This is a genomic window from Pseudoalteromonas sp. NZS71_1 (assembly GCF_015864305.1).
In the GTDB taxonomy this organism is placed as follows: domain Bacteria; phylum Pseudomonadota; class Gammaproteobacteria; order Enterobacterales; family Alteromonadaceae; genus Pseudoalteromonas; species Pseudoalteromonas arctica.
The window spans coordinates 18,560-36,114 of sequence record NZ_JADYXM010000001.1; the positions used below are offsets into that span (position 1 = coordinate 18,560).

Annotated in this window: 18 protein-coding genes; 11 read left to right on the forward strand and 7 right to left on the reverse strand. The window is 39.3% G+C overall.

Annotated features, from left to right (window positions below):
* The first annotated feature begins 10 nt into the window (after window positions 1-10).
* Window positions 11-1,060 carry a DUF2955 domain-containing protein gene (locus I6F43_RS00105; RefSeq protein WP_024607811.1) on the forward strand — a complete coding sequence of 350 codons (1,050 nt, stop codon included), beginning with the start codon at window positions 11-13 and terminating at the stop codon, window positions 1,058-1,060.
* Window positions 1,061-1,197: 137 nt separating this feature from the next.
* Here I6F43_RS00105 and I6F43_RS00110 read toward each other — a convergent pair whose 3' ends face one another.
* On the reverse strand, window positions 1,198-2,355 hold the full coding sequence (locus tag I6F43_RS00110) for a benzoate/H(+) symporter BenE family transporter (protein ID WP_024591511.1): 1,158 nt from the start codon (window positions 2,353-2,355) through the stop codon (window positions 1,198-1,200).
* 379 nt (window positions 2,356-2,734) lie between these two features.
* Between I6F43_RS00110 and I6F43_RS00115 the strand changes: the two genes are divergently transcribed.
* On the forward strand, window positions 2,735-3,439 hold the full coding sequence (locus I6F43_RS00115; protein ID WP_197100380.1) for a hypothetical protein: 705 nt from the start codon (window positions 2,735-2,737) through the stop codon (window positions 3,437-3,439).
* 126 nt (window positions 3,440-3,565) lie between these two features.
* Window positions 3,566-4,309 carry a zinc-dependent metalloprotease family protein gene (locus I6F43_RS00120; protein ID WP_007583576.1) on the forward strand — a complete coding sequence of 248 codons (744 nt, stop codon included), beginning with the start codon at window positions 3,566-3,568 and terminating at the stop codon, window positions 4,307-4,309.
* Between the two features lie 91 nt (window positions 4,310-4,400).
* Here the strand turns inward: I6F43_RS00120 and I6F43_RS00125 are convergent, their stop codons facing one another.
* Window positions 4,401-5,621: an alkaline phosphatase family protein gene (locus tag I6F43_RS00125; RefSeq protein ID WP_197100381.1), complete on the reverse strand. Its 1,221-nt coding sequence runs from the start codon at window positions 5,619-5,621 to the stop codon at window positions 4,401-4,403.
* A gap of 163 nt (window positions 5,622-5,784) precedes the next feature.
* Here I6F43_RS00125 and dgt point away from each other — a divergent pair, with 163 nt between their 5' ends.
* Together dgt and I6F43_RS00135 are read left to right on the forward strand one after the other, a co-directional pair.
* Window positions 5,785-7,251 (forward strand): dGTPase, encoded by a 1,467-nt coding sequence (gene dgt, locus I6F43_RS00130; protein WP_197100382.1) that lies wholly within the window; start codon window positions 5,785-5,787, stop codon window positions 7,249-7,251.
* A 72-nt stretch (window positions 7,252-7,323) separates the two neighbouring features.
* Window positions 7,324-8,991 carry a cell surface protein gene (locus I6F43_RS00135; protein ID WP_197100383.1) on the forward strand — a complete coding sequence of 556 codons (1,668 nt, stop codon included), beginning with the start codon at window positions 7,324-7,326 and terminating at the stop codon, window positions 8,989-8,991.
* 317 nt (window positions 8,992-9,308) lie between these two features.
* Here the strand turns inward: I6F43_RS00135 and I6F43_RS00140 are convergent, their stop codons facing one another.
* The 3 genes from I6F43_RS00140 to I6F43_RS00150 form a co-directional block, all read right to left on the reverse strand.
* Window positions 9,309-10,187 (reverse strand): bile acid:sodium symporter family protein, encoded by an 879-nt coding sequence (locus tag I6F43_RS00140; RefSeq protein ID WP_024591551.1) that lies wholly within the window; start codon window positions 10,185-10,187, stop codon window positions 9,309-9,311.
* A gap of 304 nt (window positions 10,188-10,491) precedes the next feature.
* The gene (locus tag I6F43_RS00145) at window positions 10,492-11,073 is read right to left on the reverse strand and encodes a uracil-DNA glycosylase family protein (protein WP_024591552.1); all 582 of its coding nucleotides are present in this window, start codon (window positions 11,071-11,073) and stop codon (window positions 10,492-10,494) included.
* A 150-nt stretch (window positions 11,074-11,223) separates the two neighbouring features.
* On the reverse strand, window positions 11,224-11,580 hold the full coding sequence (locus I6F43_RS00150) for a VOC family protein (protein WP_197100384.1): 357 nt from the start codon (window positions 11,578-11,580) through the stop codon (window positions 11,224-11,226).
* A 343-nt stretch (window positions 11,581-11,923) separates the two neighbouring features.
* On the opposite strand from I6F43_RS00150, the gene I6F43_RS00155 reads away from it, so the two are divergent.
* From I6F43_RS00155 to I6F43_RS00165, 3 genes are read left to right on the forward strand one after another with little or no spacing between them, the layout of a single operon-like run.
* On the forward strand, window positions 11,924-12,265 hold the full coding sequence (locus tag I6F43_RS00155) for a hypothetical protein (RefSeq protein ID WP_007583591.1): 342 nt from the start codon (window positions 11,924-11,926) through the stop codon (window positions 12,263-12,265).
* On the forward strand, window positions 12,262-13,863 hold the full coding sequence (locus tag I6F43_RS00160) for a PepSY-associated TM helix domain-containing protein (RefSeq protein ID WP_197100386.1): 1,602 nt from the start codon (window positions 12,262-12,264) through the stop codon (window positions 13,861-13,863). Before I6F43_RS00155 ends, I6F43_RS00160 begins: the two co-directional genes overlap by 4 nt.
* A complete protein-coding gene (locus I6F43_RS00165; RefSeq protein ID WP_007583595.1) occupies window positions 13,860-14,195 on the forward strand; it encodes a DUF3325 domain-containing protein in 336 nt (111 codons plus the stop codon). The genes I6F43_RS00160 and I6F43_RS00165 overlap by 4 nt, the downstream gene beginning before the upstream one ends.
* Before the next feature lie 209 nt (window positions 14,196-14,404).
* Here the strand turns inward: I6F43_RS00165 and I6F43_RS00170 are convergent, their stop codons facing one another.
* Window positions 14,405-14,926, reverse strand: coding sequence for a lipocalin family protein (locus I6F43_RS00170; RefSeq protein WP_007376693.1), 522 nt, complete (start codon window positions 14,924-14,926; stop codon window positions 14,405-14,407).
* A 130-nt stretch (window positions 14,927-15,056) separates the two neighbouring features.
* Here I6F43_RS00170 and I6F43_RS00175 point away from each other — a divergent pair, with 130 nt between their 5' ends.
* The 3 genes from I6F43_RS00175 to I6F43_RS00185 all read left to right on the forward strand — a co-directional run bounded on the left by I6F43_RS00175 (window position 15,057) and on the right by I6F43_RS00185 (window position 16,688).
* Complete coding sequence (locus I6F43_RS00175) at window positions 15,057-15,512, forward strand: YaiI/YqxD family protein (RefSeq protein WP_197100387.1); 456 nt, start codon at window positions 15,057-15,059, stop codon at window positions 15,510-15,512.
* A 1-nt stretch (window position 15,513) separates the two neighbouring features.
* Window positions 15,514-16,077: a DUF6942 family protein gene (locus I6F43_RS00180; protein ID WP_007376691.1), complete on the forward strand. Its 564-nt coding sequence runs from the start codon at window positions 15,514-15,516 to the stop codon at window positions 16,075-16,077.
* Between the two features lie 218 nt (window positions 16,078-16,295).
* Window positions 16,296-16,688: an ACT domain-containing protein gene (locus tag I6F43_RS00185; protein WP_024592701.1), complete on the forward strand. Its 393-nt coding sequence runs from the start codon at window positions 16,296-16,298 to the stop codon at window positions 16,686-16,688.
* 182 nt (window positions 16,689-16,870) lie between these two features.
* Here I6F43_RS00185 and I6F43_RS00190 read toward each other — a convergent pair whose 3' ends face one another.
* Window positions 16,871-17,527 (reverse strand): class I SAM-dependent methyltransferase, encoded by a 657-nt coding sequence (locus I6F43_RS00190; RefSeq protein ID WP_010552879.1) that lies wholly within the window; start codon window positions 17,525-17,527, stop codon window positions 16,871-16,873.
* Window positions 17,528-17,555 lie beyond the last annotated feature (28 nt).

Below are 17,555 nucleotides of genomic sequence, written 5' to 3' on the forward strand. Positions count from 1 at the left end.
TGGAGGCTTTATGACTCAAATTGTTAGCCAAGGCCCACAATTAGACTCTAATGGCCTTCGCCAAGCACTACGCATTGCAGGTGGATGCACCCTTGGCTTTACTATTAGTAAATTAATGAACTGGCCAAATGGTATATTTTTTACCGTTTATCCTATGTTGATATTGGGCATGGTACCTACGTTAAGTCGTGGGCTTATAAATCAATTTATAGCATCTGCTGCATTTAGCGCGCTTATAGTGCTGATAATGCAGGGATTATTTTCTCACTTGCCAGTCGTTATGACATTGTTAGTGTTTGGTGTTTTCTGCTTTTTATTTCACCAAATGAGTAGCGGCAGCGCCTTTTTATTTGGCGCTTTAGGCGTGATCAGCCTTTCTATTCAGCTACATTTTTCGAGCTATGTTGATGAAGGAAGTAGTATTTATCCGTTAATTTTAACTAATGGTTTGGCTATATTTTTAACCGTTGTTATTGGAGCATTAATGCATGGCCTATTTCCTGATGTAACCGCAAGGCCCGGGCGAGTAATGCCAGCTAAAGCAAAAGAAAGTATTCGCCATGAGGTATTGTTATGCTCAACCGTGGCTACGCTCTCTTTTGTGGTTTTTCAGGTTCTTGATTTACAAGACTCAATATCTGCGCAGGCAGCTTCTGTGCTTATTTTGTTTTCATTGTGCTGGAAAGCCGCAGGTATGGCTGGTTGGCAGCGAGCAATTGGAACGCTTATAGGGTGTAATGCAGCGTTACTATCGCAACTATTTTTGTATAGTCACTCTGATTTTTTACTTTTTCCGATGGCTATTTTATGGATACTTTCGTTTCTTTTTGCGCGTTTTCATATTTTAGGCGGAGGCATACCTGGTATTGGTTTTGGTGTGTTGACTACGTTTGGTATTTTATTTGGGAACTCACTCGGGCCAGGCCAAGATCTTGTTTATAGCGCAATGTACCGGTTTAGCTCGGTATCGGTGGCTATAATATTAAGTCTGTGCGTTGTGTATATTATGCACCATATACTTAATCGGTTTAGTGTAACTCGCCATCATACTTTTGATTAGGTAAATCTTGTTTTATAAAACTAAAGGCTGCAATTGCAGCCTTTTTTATAAGCTTAGTTAAGCTATTTTTATAATATAAATAAACTATAATTTTGTTTTAAATACTCACCAGCAGCTCTTTGTACACAATAAAGTTTTTAGTCTTTTTGGGTGATAAGGAGCGTAAGCACACCCGCTATAATTCCCCAAAAAGCAGACCCCACTGAGAGTAATGTTAAGTTAGATGCTGTTACTAAAAAAGTAACAATTGCGGCCTCCGTATATTTAGTACTACTAAGGGCTTGCTGCAAACTATTAGCAATGGTGCCAAATAGCGCAATGCCCGCCAAAGCTAAAATAAGTGCCTGCGGTAAACTTGCCACCAACCCGACTAATGTAGCCGCGCACAGCGCCATTAAAATATAAAATGCGCCCGCCGCTATACTCGCCCAATAACGTTTATCATGATTTTCATCCGCTTCATCACTCATACAAATAGCAGCAGTAATAGCGGCTAAATTAATAGAATAAGCTCCAAACGGGGCGGTAAGCATATTTACAAAACCAGTCACATTAAGAGACGCAGATATAGGCGCTTTATATTTATGCGCTTTTAAAACAGCAATACCCGGTAAATTTTGCGAGGTCATGGTAACTATATAAAGTGGTAAACCTATGCTAATGCATGCTTGCAAGTGAAAAACGGGTTCAATATAAGCAAATTCGCTCATTTTCCAGTGCAGTGCGCTGGTATCAATATGGCCCATTTGCCAGGCGAGTAGTACACCTATAATAAGCACACTTAACATAGCAAAGCGGGCAAAAAAGCGTTTACCAATAAAGTACATAACAACCATTAAGCCAATCACTAAAGGCATGTCGTTCATAAAATTAAAAACATCAATACCAAAGGTAACAAGTACGCCGGCCAACATGGCGCACGCAAGCTCACTTGGAATACGGTTCATTATTTTTTCAAACCAGCCCGTCACCCCCGACAAAAAAACGAGCAATGCACTGAGCATAAACGCGCCAATAGCCTCGTTTAAGTTATACCCTTGTGCACTTGAAATCAGTAATGCAGCCCCCGTGGTAGACCACGCAATTAAAACAGGCACTTTGTAATAGTACGACAAACCTATTGACGTTGTGCCCATCACTAAACCAAGCATTAAAATCCAACTAGCTACTAAATCGGGCGTGCCTCCAAGGGTTATCACCACCTGATAAATCAATGCAATGGAACTCGAAAAACCAATAATTACAGCCACAAGCCCTGCTGTAATTCGGTTAAGCAACTGATCAGACACCTTCATAAATCCCTCGTAATGCCATTTATGCAGCACACAACATACGTGCCCGATAAATGCATTGCAATTAGCGATTAGTTTACAAAGAGTGAAAAAAATTCACTTTTTATTTTTCATTGTAATTAACGTCAAAAAGTCACTTTTAACCATTGTATTTAACTAAACAAACAAGTACCCACAAACGCGCCAAAGGCCGCATAAACCCTACAAAAAACCAATACTAAAAAGAGCAAAAAACATACCAAAAATAAATATCCTTATATTTTATAAGGAATTATGAAATTTAGAATTAATTCTTTTCGGTTACATTTATTATCTTGATCTAATCCATTAAATAATATAAAACGTAACAAACAGTTAACCAAAAACACTAAAAGAGAAACAAATGAAGAGATCTGTCGTCTTACTAATTGCTATACCATTATCGGCATTTGCAGTTTATGGGCTTTTTTTTAATGCAGATGAAACGGGCGAACCTATCGCGCCTGTTGCTATTGATTTTGTTCCTATTGATTTACAAAAAACGCGCAATACACATCCCCCTGCACCTATTGATATGAGTAAAGATCCAATTACCGTTAAACCCATTGTTGCCTCTGACAACAATTTACCGTTTGAAGAATTTGATGCCGTAAATCGCCTATCCGACAAAGCAAAGCAAGTGCTCATAAACGCAAAAGTTTTACCTACCGACTTACATAACGAAGCCTACATTGAGTTTGATTTAAATTCTTTACAGGCTTTAGAAACTGGCGAAAATTTTGATTTAGCTATTCCGCAAACAGCCGAAACATTCACCGCAGAAGTGACTAATGTGGTTGAGTCTGAAAATGGCGATAAGAGCATATTTGGCAAAATAGTGGGTGTTGATGGCCGCATGCATAATACCGTTTTAACGGTAGGTAAAGATGCCGTGTATGGTCAATTTACTGCGCCTTCTGGCAATTATGTATTCGAAAGTAAAGGTAAGTACGGATGGATTGCAGCAAAACGCGATTTATATAAAAGCCACATAGAGCATGATGTAACCGCACCAAAACCCAAATCAGATAAAAGCATCGATATATTTGCACCAAAAATTGATGGCTAACCAATAATCAAAATATAAAAAACAACTAAAGCCGCACTATAAGGCAGCTTTAGTGTGTCTGCTTTTTATGAGCTCAACCAAGTTAAAAACAAGTTCCAACCACAACAAGAGTAAGGAAATACAATAATGAAAAAAGTAATCACAACAACCGCACTGGCTGCGGCATTATGTGCAGCAAGTGTTGCACAAGCAGAAACAATCGATATCGGTATTTTATATACCGACCAATCAGCTGCTGCAACTAGCAATATTGACACTAAAATAAATCAACTAATTGCTTTTAGTAATCAGGTATATAGCCAAAATGGCGTTGATATAACACTACGCTTAGCTGGCAAACAAAACTTAGGTGACTATGCAGTAACGCCGTCTGAGGATTGGTTAGATTCGGTTACAAATAGCAGCTACGTAGATGGTTTACGCAGCGATTGGAAAGCCGACATGATTGCCGTATTAGGTACTGGTCAAAGTGCTGGCAATGGGCTTATTTCATGTGGTTTAGCATGGGTTGGCCAAGGCACTAATGGCAATCTATACAGCTCAATGAGCAGCCGTATGTACTCAATCACTGCAATTGATTGTGGTGCAACTACATTTGTACACGAACTTGGTCATAACCAAGGTTTAGCGCATTCACGCAAACAAGGTGATACGTCTGGCGGTGTATATGTAGATGGCATGGGTCACGGCGTACAAAACGAGTTTGCAAGTATAATGGCTTACCCGCACGTTTACGGTAGCGCTACTCAGTACGATTACTTCTCTAACCCTGGCTGGAGCGTAAACGGTATTGCATTTGGTATTACAAACCAAGCGCATGCAATTCGCACAGTTACTGCTACAAAAACAAGTATTGCTAACTTTAAATAAGCTGCCCAATAAAAAAGTGGGCTAAATAGCCCACTTTAAAGTTTTAACATGTTCTTCCCTGCAGAGCGCTTACGCGCTCTTTTAGATTAAGCTAATGCACAACGATTTTTTGCTTAATTGCTGGCATTAATGTTTTACCATTGCCATCTACTTTGTTTAACAATTTAAGTCCCATCACTTTTGCAAGTACTGGGTAAATATCAAGGTTATTTACTTCTTTAAGGCTTACACCTTGTTTAAATGCAGGGCCTACAGCAATAAATGATGCTGCCATATCCTCGGTATATGCATAACCGTGAGTCCCTAAATAGGTTGGTTTTTTACCATTGGTAAATACCGCTGGCGCTGTAGTTTGCACCACAATATCGCCTACGCGAGTGCCTTTATTGTAATGATACGCTGCTAATTGTTCGTCAGTTAATACTGTATAACGACCGTTTGACGCATCTCGTAAACGTGCTTTGTAACCTTCAATATCAGCGTTTTTAGCATCAGGCTGAGTATAAATAAGTAAACGTGGGCCAGTATTTTTAACTAAAAAGTTTTCATCTTGAGGTAGTGTGGTTGTGTCAATGCTTTTATCTGGATCTATACTCGTCATACCATGATCCGACACAATAACTAAGTTTACCTCTTGCTCTAATTTACTTAAGCGAGTTTGTAATTGCCCCATTAATTCATCAAGCTGTTTAACTGCATCACGCGTTTGTGGTGCGTCTGGCCCAAATTCATGGCCCATGCTGTCAACTAGCGAAAAGTAACTCGCAATAAAACGTGGGCGCTGTGCTTTTGGTAAGCTTAACCACTGAATAATTTGATCAACACGGCTTTGGTAATCGCTGTATTTAGAATAGTGATAAAAGTAATCTGGTGTCATGCCGTTAAATAATGCATCTGACTCAGGCCAAAAATAAGTAGCCGATTTAAGCCCCTGCATTTTTGCTAAATTCCAAAGCGGAATACCCTTTACCCATGTGCTATCGCCCAATGCTTTGCCCATGCTGTAACAGTCGTTTTTACGGGCTTTATCACAAAAGCTATTATCAACAATGCCATGGTTTACTGGCAGTAAGCCCGTAATAATAGAAATATGATTAGGAAACGTTTTAGTTGGATAAACAGGTATTAGTTTTTGTGCGCGAACACCGCGCTCGGCCATTGCTTTTAAATTTGGCGCGCCGTGTTTTTCAATATAATCCCAACGCAGGCCATCAATTGATACAAGCACCACAGTTTGCTCTTTTGCAGCAAATGCGCTGTTCATTCCTAACATTAGGCAAATTGATACTGCCTTTAAAATCCACTGTTTCATTATAAACACCTATAAATGCACAACAATTACTCAAAAAATTATTTTAAAGCAAGTTGTTACTTTATGATACAAACTGATAGATTAAACCCTGTATATTAAAGACAAATGACTATGTGCTAAAAACTATGCCAGTCATCAATTGTAAAAAAGGACAAGTATAAAGATGACCATAGATTTTAGTAAAAAAATAACGCCAGCACGAATGTACCGCACAACCTCTAACTTACAGATGGCGCTAGAAAGCGACCGTGGACGTATTATTAACAGTGCTGCTATTCGCAGGCTGCAGCAAAAAACACAAGTGTTTCCGCTTGAGCGCAACGCAGCTGTGCGCTCTCGCCTTACCCATTCGCTTGAAGTTCAACAAGTTGGTCGTTTTATAGTGCAACGTATTTTTGCTAATTTAAGCTATGAGCAACAAAAAGATTACGGCTTAACCGACCTAGAGCGCCCACTAGAAAGCTTAGTAGAAATGGCCTGCCTAATGCACGACATAGGCAACCCACCGTTTGGACATTTTGGCGAAGCGGCTATTAACCACTGGTTTAATAACAACCTAGCAAGCGTAACACCCGAACGCTGTAAAGAACCAAACACCGGTATAGGTGTTGTTTTTAAACACCTTGCGCTCGATATTTGTAACTTTGAGGGCAACGCTCAAGGCATACGTATAATTCATTCTTTGCAAACGCTTAATTTAACCTACAGCCAAAGTGCTGGTATTTTAAAATACACTCGCCCTGCTGGGCTTGATGTAAAAGACATACCCCAAAATAAAAACTACTTAATGAAAAAAGTAGGTTACTACTACAGCGAAAAAAACTTTGTTGAAGCGCTACAAAAAGAGCTCACTATTGAGCCTTACTGCCGCCATCCTGCAAGTTACATAATGGAAGCCGCCGACGACATTTCGTATTGCCTAGCCGACATAGAAGACGCCGTAGAAAAAGACATAATAAGCACTGAGTTGCTGTGCGAAAAACTTAAAAGTAGTTACAAAAAAGTATTAATAAACCTGTTAATCGACGACGCTCAACATCAAAATTTTGTAGACAAAGCCGTAGACTACGCACTAGAGCGTGCACAAGCACAACCCTATAATTTTAATAGTGAATTTTTTATATACCTGCGGGTTGCATTGCTACATCCGCTAGTAAATCACGCCGCAAAACGCTTTATCGAAAATATAGAACCTATTTACCATGGCGATTTTAACCAAGCGCTTTTAGAAGATAGAAGCCATCTACATGCAGTAACTAAAACACTAAAGCAGGTAGCGCTTGAGCATGTATTTTCAAACAAAGAAGTCGAAAAATTAGAGCTACAAGGGTATCGCATAATTAATGGTTTGCTCGATTGCTATAAACCATTACTGCTACTAAACAAGGATGACTTTAAGCGTGCATTAAATGGCGATTCACGTTTATTAATAGAGTCGCGACTTGTTAAAAAGCTCTCTAAAAAGCACTTAAATAGTTACCAACACGCAATAGATGCGATGCAAGAAGAGCCCGATCACTTTGCGGCATACGAGTTTTATTATCGTTGTAGATTAATCCAAGATTATATAAGCGGTATGACCGACCAATTTGCTTACGATGAATATCGTAGCCTTATGGTGATTGATTAGTTCTATTACTCTGGATAATTTTTAATTTTGCGCTTAAAATCAAACTATTAATATTTAAGCGCGCATAACTTCATGATATCAAAACTAATTAGATTTACCCTTTGCTTTGCCTTATTTTATAGTGCGCAAAGTGCTGCATACAACGAAGCTATGTGCATTTTAATTAAACAAGAAATGCAGCAAAATAGTAATAATAAAGCGAGTCAAAAATATCGTAAAGCTGCGCGTGATTACAAAAATAACTGTAATAAGCCAAAAGAAATTCAAGCACAACCTAAGCCCCAAATAATAGAGCCTGAGCCGACTATTATTACTCAGCCACAACCTAAAATTGTTGAACCTGCCCCTGTAATTAAACCCACTGAAGAAGCTGTTAAAGAAAGCATCAACGAGCAAACCCTTAATTTAACTAATGATCAAAAACAACAAATAAACGATCAGCTAAATACCAACAGTAACGAAATAGTAATTGATGCAGAGCCAAAAAAAGCAGCACCCGAGCAAGTAGTTACAGAGCAAAAAAACGAAACTGTGATAGAGCAAGTAAAACCGGCGACGCCAGAGCAAAGCGTTCAACCTGCGTCTGAAAAGCCTGTACCTTTAAAATCAGCACCGGTGTTAACTAAACTAGCGCCTGTAATTGCGCCGCAACCTGTAGCACAAAGCCCAAGCTCGTTACTTTTACCCACTTTAATACTTGTTATAGTGGTACTTATTGGCGCTATGATAGTCGTGCGCCTGCGCCGTGCAAAACAAAGCAAAGCGATGGCAGAACCGACTATAGCGGCTCCACCTGAAGTTAAATCAGAAAAAATTGCTACGCCAGCTAAACCTGAAATTGAAGCAACAAAGCCAGTACAAACAACAAAAGAGCCAGAGATTGAGCCTGTCGTCATTAACGAAGCAACTCAAAATAATAAAGCAGTTGAGAGCAGCGTAGCGACAAATGAAGAGTCAGTGGAACCTACTAACACAGCGCAAAACACTGATATTGAACATACAACAACGCAGATCTCAGATGAGCAAAACAACGTAGTTACTCCATCGCAAACAAGTGAAATTGAGTCTGCACAAATGGAGCCAGCAGATACTTTAGAGCAAACAAGTACCGCTACGTTTAACGAAGTAAAACAAAAACCAGAGCCTAATACCGCCGAGTTTGAAGCCGCCGCCAAAACAACCTTAGAGCGCATTAAAAATGCCAGCAGCTTTAATGAGCCAGAGGTACGCGACTTTGACCCAGATGCAAAGCCAGTAAAAAAACAACGTAAGCACTATACAGCGCAAGTAACGGAATCTGCGCCAATAGAAGCCGAACATAACACTGTAGAGCCGGTTATTACTACTCCTGAGCCAGTAACAGCGAGTGAGCCGGTTATAGATTTACACGCTCCAGAGCAAATATCTGACGCTCAATCGACTACGTATACAACCGAGCAAGACTTTAAAGAACCAGAGGTGCGTACATTTAACCCAGACGCGCCATTACCTGGTGAAAAGCCGATGCCTAAAAAAGAAGACGCGATACCTGAGCAAACACAAACGACATCGCTAGTTGATGAGCCAGTAATTGAGCCTAAAAAAGCAGACAGTAACAATCCATTTGCTAACTTATCGTTAGACTCAAGCTGGGATCCTGACTCAACTGAAAAGCCCACAATAGAAGAGAAAAAACGCGCGCCAAAATCGCAAGCATTAATAGATGCAGAAGAACGCGCTAAAAACATGCAAACCAAGTAGTAAGTTTTAAAGTAGCGCCTCATATTTGAGGCGCAGTTTTAGTAACCAAATAATTAACTGTTTTTCACCGTATTACTTACACTCTTATCCCATCCTAAAATGCGCCTTAGTAATTAGAAGCTTCACTCCTCGCGCAAACAAGCTCAGCGCCTAGTGCAATATTCAAGCTTGAGAGTCTTTTGTGAGCCTACAATTTGTTGACGCGATGGGTGCTGAGCATACATTTAACAGGTGGTATTTTTAGACTGGAGTTTACGGCTACGTTATCCGCAGCCATAAATTAAAGTAACTTGGTCAACATGCCCTAATTAAAAGTCCTAGTTAACAGCCCTAGCGGTACGTTTATTTTTAAGCTTTAACCCGCCAATTAATAGCAGTGGCCCTATAAACATAGCAAGGCCATACACGCCACCGGTAACCGCATATTCTGGTTTATTCAAAAAGCTAATAGCAATTAAAATAGCTAACGATGCATTTTGAATTCCAACCTCAATTGAAAGCGTCAGCGAATCAGTTAAATTTAATTTTGAACACTTAGCAATTAACCAACCAACAACCATTGAACCAATATTAAGTGCTATGCACGCCCAAAATACATCGTTAAATGAGCTAACTAATAAATCGCGCTCTTTTATTACTAGTGCGGCAATCATCATAAGCATAAAAAACAACGAGAAGCGTCTAAAAAACGGCTCTGCTTTAATGGCAAAATCACTTTTAAAGTGACGTAACCAAATGCCTATAGCAACTGGCACTAAGGTAATAAAAAATAACCCTAATGAAGTAGTTAAAATAGAAAAAGTAGCATCGTCCGCTGGGGCAAACTGGCTCATAGCAAAACCAATAATAAACGGTGTGGTTATTATACTAATTGCGGTAGAGGCAGCGGTTAAACTTACCGAAAGCGCTAAATTAGCTTTAGCAAGCTGGCTTACTACATTTGACATAGTACCACCTGGGCAGGCAGCTAATATCATTAAACCAATAGCGATAGGCGTTGGTAGGTTAAGTAAATAACACAGCCCTAATGCTAATAAAGGCATTGCTACAAGTTGGCCTATTAAACCCATAACAATGGCAAGCGGGCTTTTAAATAGACGAGTAAAATCGTTTGTTGTGAGCCCAAGACCCATACCAAACATAATAAGTGCAAGAGCGAGCGGAAGTATTACTTCAGTTAATATAGATGCATTCAAATTAGACAGCCTCGTTTGTTATTGTTTTTAATTGGAGTGTTAATTTTTAAGTTAACTGTATACCAATTCGCTTAATTAAGTGATCTATTTTGAGGATGGAAAAACGTGTTGATAGCTAGGCAAAAAATTCGCTATTTAGTTGTTCTCGGCAATTGCTCCTGCATTGCTCTACCTTCTACATCCATGCAGTCGTAAATGAGAATTTTTTAACACAGGTAGCGACACGTTTAGCCCCGCAAAATGATTAAGTATTATTGCGGATTGGTATAATGCCCCTTTACAATAAATCCTAATGCTAGAAGCATTACTTATTTAAAATAGTCGCAATGCGTTTACCCAGTTCTGGAAGTACATCTTGCTCAAACCATGGATTCTTTTTAAGCCATATATTATTACGCGGACTGGGGTGTGGAAGCACTAAATAATTTGGCCAATACTCACGCCACGATTTTACTAACTCCGTAAGTGGCATTTTTTTAGTCTCCGGTAAATGATACGCCTGCGCGTATTTACCTAATACTATTGTCAGCTCAATATTTGGTAGTGCAGCCAATAATTGCTCGCGCCATGCTGGGGCACATTCTTTTCTCGGTGGTAAATCACCCGACTTACCCCTACCCGGGTAGCAAAAGCCCATAGGTAAAATTGCTATATTATTAGCATCGTAAAATTCATCCCTTGTTAGCCCAAGCCATTCTCGTAGGCGGTTTCCGCTTGCATCGTTAAACGGCACGCCTGTTTCGTGAACTTTTATACCCGGTGCTTGGCCCGCGATTAAAATACGTGCGTTTGGGTTAAATTGTATTACAGGTCGAGCCCCTAAAGGTAAATGAGGATCACAGATCACGCATTTACTAACTTGGTCTATTAATTGGTGACTATTCATGTTTATCTGGCCTTAAATGCTTAATTTTTATCCTAAATGGCCATTTAGGATAAATGAGTTGGTAAAAAATCGGTTTATTTTATCTAAAATGGCGATTAGTTAGTAAAATCCTGATCTTTAAGCCTAAATGCCCTACAGCCCTTATAGTACCTAGTGTTCTTTCGCCCATACCGCAAATTCGTTACCACTTGGTTCTGTAAAGTGAAACCGACAACCGCCAGGAAACTCAAAAATAGGTTTTAATATTACTCCGCCAAATGTCTCTACTTTTTTAAAGGTTGCGTGTATGTCGTTGCTATAAAAAATAAGTAATGCTGCCCCATGCTGAGTTAGTGATTTTAATGGAGCCTGAAAAATCCCACCATCTAACCCCTGCCCACTAAACGCCGTGTATTCTGGGCCGTAGTCAGTAAACTGCCAATTAAATACATGACTAAAAAAGGCCTTAGTTGCGGGTAAGTCGCATGCAGGAAACTCTACGTAATTTAATTTTTCGTGATCGCTCATCGTTATTTCACTCTTTATTTTTACTCAGTTTATTAACCTTAAGCTTTACATGCAGCCTGTGCAATATCATTAAACAATAACAGATCAGTATTTTACTAAGTAATCTGAACTCTGGATAATAAATCTATCTCGAGCAGCTATTTTCAGCGCTAGAGAAAATAAATTTAAATATCACCATAATTCAATACGTATAAAACCTGTTAACCAAGGTTCAGGTTAAGTAAGAAGGATAATTTACTAAAAGTTAGTCGCCGTAAATGAGAATAGCTATCTTTTGTATTTGTAACATATATAATAGCGCCTTTGTTTTATCCTCAGCTTTAAATAAAGGGATTAATTAACTATGCAGGCACCTTTGCACAGTGCGCCATTCGATAAGGTTAACGTAATTGCGCTTATAGTAAAAAGCGTAAGCAGTTATCGAGTTTTGGTATTTTTACGTTTTTTTATTGCCATAATTGGTGGCTATGCCTTTACCTCTGCAAGTACTGCGTTATTAAGTTTTGTATTGCCAATAGCTAAGCAAGACGCTGTACTGTTTAGTGTTTCAATCAGCATTTTAATTTATGCCGTAGTATTTATTTATGCCTTTAGCGTTAAATCATTAAGAAAAGTGTGGATCAGTATTTTACTAAGTACAGGTGCGTTTATCGGATTGCTTGTATTACTAAAGGGTTGGGTATGAAAGACAGCTTTTTCAGATCGATGACTTGGTTACACACTTGGGTAGGGTTACTCGTTTGTTGGTTATTATATTTAATATTTTTTGCAGGAACACTTAGCTTTTTTAGAGACGAAATAACGCTGTGGAATCAACCTGCCATACATAATGTACAAGCCCAAACACAGCGTATAGAAGCGCAAAAACAACAAATAATTACAGGGTTCGATTACTTAGCTAACCATGGAGCTAACTCATCAAGCTGGCGTATTACATTACCTGAGCCGCGTATTCCTTATTTAATTTATGGTTATGCAAAGCCAAAAGAGCCAGGCCAGCGCCGCAGCCAGTTTAAAAACACACAGTTAAACCCCAATACCATGAAAGAGCTTGAGCCCTTTGTAGATACTAAAGGTGGTAACTTTTTTTATCGGCTGCACTATGATTTACATTACATGGATGCAATAACCGCACGCTGGATTGTGTGCTTTGCTAGCTTTTTTATGCTAATTGCCATTATATCGGGTGTGGTTATTCATAAGCGTATTTTTAAAGATATGTTTAGCTTTAGACGCAACAAAGGCAGCCGTACATGGTTAGATGCCCATAATTTAAGCTCTGTGCTTGCCCTTCCTTTTCATTTAATGATTACTTACACAGGCATTATTACGCTTATATTTATGTTGTTCCCTTACCCTGCGCAAACGTCTTACGATGACGGCATGCGTGGCTTTTTTAATGATGTAACGCCTCGCAACACCATGACCGATAAAGCCCAAGGCGAATCGTCAATGGTGCCGATTAAAAGCATTTTGGATCAGGTTTATACTAAGTGGCCTCATGCAGATATTACTCGCGTACAAGTTAACCAACCAAATATGGCAGCTTCAACAATTACCGTATTGGTAAGCGCAGGTAAAACACTACGTGACCAAGCACCACGCTTAATATTTAGTGGTGCTACAGGGCAAATGGTCGCTAAAACTGATGACGAACTAACTAGCAGCAAAGCGCTTTACGAGTCGCTTAATTCAATGCATACGGGGCGTTTAGCTACGTGGTTGTTGCGCTGGTTATACGTATTAGGCGGTATTGCAGGCTGTGTAATGATTGGCTCTGGCTGTATTATGTGGGCTAAGCGAATTCGCGAGCGAACTAAAAATAACGTTAAACCTTCGTTTGGTTTAAAACTAGTTGAAGGGTTAAACCTAGCCACTATTATGGGACTTCCACTGGCAACGTGTGCATTTTTTATTGCTAACAGACTACTTAGCCCAACTACCGCAGAGCGCGCCGATAAAGAAATACTCGCGTTCTTTTTAACATGGCTAGCAGTTGCTCTTTTAGCACTTATAAAGCGCGACACACTGCAATGGCGAGTTATGGCAGCTATAAATGCTGTTGCATGTTTAAGCGTACCGGTTATTAATGCACTTACAACTAACGGTAATATAGTTAGCTATTTGATGCACAAACAGTGGGCTTTATTTACTTTTGATGCACTGTTTTTGTTATTTAGTATATTATTTTTTATACAAACCGAAAAATTACGTACTGCTAAAAACAACTCAAAAATAATCAGCCCTAGTCAATCTAATAACCTTAAAAGGCAAAAACCATGATTGATTTACTTGGGTTTAGCCTATGCCTGCTCAGTTTTAACTGTTTTGCGCTGGCTAAGTATAATCATTTTAAAGATGTATTTAAAAAACGCCCTACAGAATCCCAACGTAAAAAGCTGCTATTAGCTGCTTGGATCAGTATTTTACTAAGCTTGGTGCTTTGTATAGTTACTCAAGGTGGTTATGGAACATTACTATTTTGCGGGTTTATGAGCCTAAGTGTCTTAATTATAATGGTTTTTTATAATTTTTTAGTAGGCTACGTAAAGTGGTTTAGTGTTTTAAATAGCGTGTTAGTTGTACTAAGTGGGTTGTTTTTAGCATTAAACTAGCCTTAGTTAGTAAAAACGTGATCCGTTACTTTCCCATAGATTAGGCAAAAAAAATGGCAAGCTATATAGCTTGCCAACAATAGGGGATATTCAGTGTTTCCAATACTTACTGTCTCACGGCAAGTACACACAATATAACCATAATATATTTAAGTTACTTTACAGTTAGGTGACTCTTTTATTACTACTGTAAAGGGGCTTTACATTGTTTATTGCTCAACCCAAATTATTTCATCGGTAGCAAAGCCCAACTCTTTAGCTTTAGTTAAAAAGTGTTCTTTAAGCTCTTTGCTAACCGTTGGTGTACGCGATAAAAACCACAAGTAATCTTTGTTGTAACTGGTTATAAATGCATATTGATAATCGGGTTGGTCAAGTTCAAAAATCACGTAAGCGCCATAAAATGGACCAAAAAACGAGACTTTAAAATGCCCGGTGTCAGTGCCCTCAACAAACTTGGCTAAGCCTTCGGCGTCATCCCATTTTTTATCATCCGTTAAATACCCTTTGTTAAGGACCTTTACTGTGCCGTCGTCGTTAATTGAATAAGTCGCGGTAACTTGCTCCATACCTTCTTCGAATGAGTGATTGAGCCGTGCTATTTCAAACCATTTTCCTTTATATTTTTGTATATCAAAGTTTTTAACAGGTGTTATTCCCTCAGGAGGGCTGGTGCAAGCACTAAGAAAAAATAGCCCTGTAATAAGTAAACCGTATTTAATAGCCTTCATGTAAGCTCCTTTTTAAATTACATAAATAGTACGTATTATCTAAATATAGATGAGTATAAAGTTTGCTAGCCGATTAAAAAAAATTGCTATAGGATCATATTAATTCTAAAGCAATAAAAATGACCATAGCATGAAAATTTGGGTAGATGCAGACGCGTGTCCTGTTGTTATAAAAGAAATACTTTTTAGAGCTGCTGAGCGTATGAAAATCGAGACTATTTTAGTGGCTAATCACGCAATGCGTATCCCGCCGTCAAAATACATAAGCCACGTACAAGTATCGTCAGGGTTTGATGTAGCCGACGACGAAATAGTAAAACGTATTGAAAAAGGCGATTTAGTTATTACGGGCGATATTCCGCTAGCAAGTGAAGTAATTGATAACGGCGGGCAAGCACTCAACCCGCGTGGCGAGCTTTATACCACCGAGAATATCCGCTCAATACTTAACGTGCGAGACTTTATGGATACCATGCGCTCAAGTGGCGTAGAAATGAGTGGTGGGCCGCCGCCACTTAGCCAAACCGATCGCCAAAACTTTGCAAATAACCTCGACCGTATTTTAGCGCAAAACAAGGCTAACTAACTTGAATACCCAATTAGTTGGCTTAGGTGATACGCAATTTAGCGTGGCGGTATACGTAGCAAAAGCGCCGCCAATGCCGTTTTTTGAAACACTCGAATGCCTTGAGCCGGTTATAAATGAGCAAATAAATACCATAAACCAGCACTGTGGTAATGGTTGGCGCAAAGTGTTTAACGTGTACGCAAAAGTGCTATTTGCCCTGCCAAGTGAGCATTATTCATTTGCTAAACAAGCCTCTACTTGGCAACAATATCGCGATGAGTATTTACTGCAAAAAAACAGTAAAACTGCCCTGCTATTTAGCGCGCCTAACACTACTATTACGTGTGCAAATAAAGCTACTAGCAATAAAAACCAGTTGCACATAATTGCCGGTCGTACGCACGCTAAAAACTTATTACAACAAGGTAAGTTACATGCACAATTTGATTGGCTCGACGACGAGTTTGCAATAGACACCAGTAACAACATTATTGTGTGCCCATATTTTGATTATAGACAGTTAAGTAATATAAAAATTGCGAGATTAAGCGAACTAGTCGCGCAGCTAAAAATGACTAAATAACCTGAACTCTGGATAATAAATCTATCTCAAGCAGCTATTTTCAGCGCTAACTGCGTTGAATTTACTTGCAATAGGCCAGCTATTGACGCGTAAATTCGCCTTGCTTTCACTGAAAATCTCTGGCTAGAGAAAATAAATTTAAATATCAAAATAATTTAATATGTTAGTAAATATCTTAACCAGAGTTCAGGTTAAATAACACATTGTAAGGAACGACCATGGCCGGAATTTTAGAGTTAAACGAATTATTAAAATCAATGCAGCCAGCGCTTAAGCAAGGCGAGTATATTTTTTGTTGCTTAGCAGGCTCACTTGCCGATTATGTTCATTTAGAGCCACTTGCCACTTATGTTGAAGAGGAAGGGCTAACCCTTATTTTAAAAGCTGAAACCGCCGATAAAGCAGGTATTACTTACGAGGGTAAATATAATTTAATTACTCTTAATGTACATTCAAGCTTAGAGGCCGTTGGGCTAACTGCTGCGGTATCTGCAAAGCTGACTGAGCATGGCATTAGCGCTAATGTAGTAGCTGCGTTTTATCACGACCATATTTTTGTACAAACAGATAAAGCACAAGCTGCAATGAAAGCGCTTGGAGAGATTGGTTAGGATTGCTGGCACAGCAATGATCTGAGTGATGTGGATATTAGAGCGTCGGGTGGCGCTTCGCTTAACCGACCTACGTATAAAATAAAAGCGTGGTGTAGAGAGGTTTACATAAAAACACCGAGTTTGTTCACTCGGTGTTTTTATTGGTGCTGAATCGCGGGTGCTTGTTCAGCTTGTAAAACTTAAACTACATACCCACTAAAACCTAGCGCTTTAAAATACAGCTTCGGAATGCCAAATTTGCACTCATTTAGCAGTTCGCTAAAGCGCATTCTATCTAGCGGGTAAAACTCATTTTCTAAGTCGTGCCCTGTTTGTGTTTTACCTGTTTCGGTTAAACCCAATTGCGCGCACGTTGTAAGCTGAGCTTCGCGCTCAAATGAAGTTTCAGGGCGCATTAAATCTGCAATATAAAGGTTGGCGTCTTTTTTAAGGCTTCCTTTAATCGCTTTTAATAACTCTTTTTTATCGCCATTATCTTGTACAAAATGCATTACCAATAAACATAAAACGGCATCGGCTTTAACCGATAATTTATTAACAGGTCCGTTGTGAATATTGACGCGGCTTGCTATGCCTTGCTCATCAAATTGCTGCTTCGCGATAGCAAGCATATCGGCTGATGTATCTTGCGCGGTAAATTGCCATGTAGGGTTTAATGCAGCCAGTGCAAGTACTTCTTTGCCTGTGCCTGCCCCTACTACTAAAATATGCGCATTATCGCTTAGCGTTGCTTTTAGCTGTGCGTTAGTGAGCTGATGTAATAATTCATAACCAGGAACTAAACGGGTTATACGGCTATCGTATTGTGTTGCTTGCTCGCCTGTAAACGTTGGCATTGTATCTCCTTGTTTTCAGTAATGTTGC

Coding starts and splice junctions, on each gene's coding strand:
- I6F43_RS00105 (WP_024607811.1), top strand. CDS start 11: ATGACTCAAATTGTTAGCCAAGGCCCACAATTAGACTCTAATGGCCTT.
- I6F43_RS00110 (WP_024591511.1), bottom strand. CDS start 2,355: ATGAAGGTGTCTGATCAGTTGCTTAACCGAATTACAGCAGGGCTTGTG.
- I6F43_RS00115 (WP_197100380.1), top strand. CDS start 2,735: ATGAAGAGATCTGTCGTCTTACTAATTGCTATACCATTATCGGCATTT.
- I6F43_RS00120 (WP_007583576.1), top strand. CDS start 3,566: ATGAAAAAAGTAATCACAACAACCGCACTGGCTGCGGCATTATGTGCA.
- I6F43_RS00125 (WP_197100381.1), bottom strand. CDS start 5,621: ATGAAACAGTGGATTTTAAAGGCAGTATCAATTTGCCTAATGTTAGGA.
- dgt (WP_197100382.1), top strand. CDS start 5,785: ATGACCATAGATTTTAGTAAAAAAATAACGCCAGCACGAATGTACCGC.
- I6F43_RS00135 (WP_197100383.1), top strand. CDS start 7,324: ATGATATCAAAACTAATTAGATTTACCCTTTGCTTTGCCTTATTTTAT.
- I6F43_RS00145 (WP_024591552.1), bottom strand. CDS start 11,073: ATGAATAGTCACCAATTAATAGACCAAGTTAGTAAATGCGTGATCTGT.
- I6F43_RS00150 (WP_197100384.1), bottom strand. CDS start 11,580: ATGAGCGATCACGAAAAATTAAATTACGTAGAGTTTCCTGCATGCGAC.
- I6F43_RS00155 (WP_007583591.1), top strand. CDS start 11,924: ATGCAGGCACCTTTGCACAGTGCGCCATTCGATAAGGTTAACGTAATT.
- I6F43_RS00160 (WP_197100386.1), top strand. CDS start 12,262: ATGAAAGACAGCTTTTTCAGATCGATGACTTGGTTACACACTTGGGTA.
- I6F43_RS00165 (WP_007583595.1), top strand. CDS start 13,860: ATGATTGATTTACTTGGGTTTAGCCTATGCCTGCTCAGTTTTAACTGT.
- I6F43_RS00170 (WP_007376693.1), bottom strand. CDS start 14,926: ATGAAGGCTATTAAATACGGTTTACTTATTACAGGGCTATTTTTTCTT.
- I6F43_RS00175 (WP_197100387.1), top strand. CDS start 15,057: ATGAAAATTTGGGTAGATGCAGACGCGTGTCCTGTTGTTATAAAAGAA.
- I6F43_RS00185 (WP_024592701.1), top strand. CDS start 16,296: ATGGCCGGAATTTTAGAGTTAAACGAATTATTAAAATCAATGCAGCCA.
- I6F43_RS00190 (WP_010552879.1), bottom strand. CDS start 17,527: ATGCCAACGTTTACAGGCGAGCAAGCAACACAATACGATAGCCGTATA.